The organism is Candidatus Hakubella thermalkaliphila, from assembly GCF_013281975.1.
GTDB classification, from domain to species: domain Bacteria; phylum Actinomycetota; class Humimicrobiia; order Hakubellales; family Hakubellaceae; genus Hakubella; species Hakubella thermalkaliphila.
The window spans coordinates 1-757 of sequence record NZ_BLRZ01000386.1 but is presented as its reverse complement, the minus strand read 5'-3'; the positions used below and the strand labels follow the sequence as shown (position 1 = coordinate 757).

General features: G+C 42.9%; 1 protein-coding gene. It reads right to left on the bottom strand.

The window, feature by feature from the left end:
- Positions 1 to 599 (bottom strand): AMP-binding protein (locus HW443_RS12315; protein ID WP_176238348.1); only part of this gene is annotated, 599 nt, incomplete at its 3' end.
- Between the last annotated feature and the right edge of the window lie 158 nt (positions 600 to 757).

Sequence of the window (757 nt, the reverse complement as noted above, 5' to 3'; positions counted from 1 at the left end):
GTAATAAGCATTTTGCAGTCTGAGTCATTAACGCGACCTTGAATTGCATCCACGCTGAAGCCACCGAAAATAACTGAATGGATTGCACCAATACGAGTGCAGGCAAGCATTACTATTGGCAGCTCAGGCACCATTGGCATATAGATGGCAACCCGGTCACCTTTTTTGATTCCTTTAGATTTCAGAACATTGGCGAATTTGCAGACTTCTTTATGTAGCTCTTCATAGGTGATATTTTTAACGGCATCTTCCGCTTCACCCTGCCAGATTAGTGCTCTTTTCTTTGCAGTTGGTGTTCCCAGGTGACGGTCAAGGCAGTTATAAGAAACATTTAATTTGCCGTCGGCAAACCAGGTATGCTCTATTTTGCGAGCCTTTGTGTCCCATATATATTCCAGACTTTTTGTTGGTTCTTTGAACCAGGATAGGCTTTTTGCCTGTTCCAGCCAGAAACCGTGCGGGTCTTTAATTGACTTCTCCCACATCTCTTTATACTGTTCTTCGGTATTTATGTAGGCATTGGCTTTAATTGACGGCGGAGGAGGAAATCTCCTCTCCTCGGTCATGAGAGAGTCAATAGATTTTCGCCCATTTTCCATAACACTTACCCCCTTTGTTTGTTGGTATTGTCAAAAACTCAACCACGGAAGTCACAGACAAGAGTTTGTCAACTTCTCCCCTAAAATCCCATCTATCTTATTGATCTTTGCGTGAGTTGGACATCATTAAGCTTTGCTAAAAATCACCCCCCTGTTTG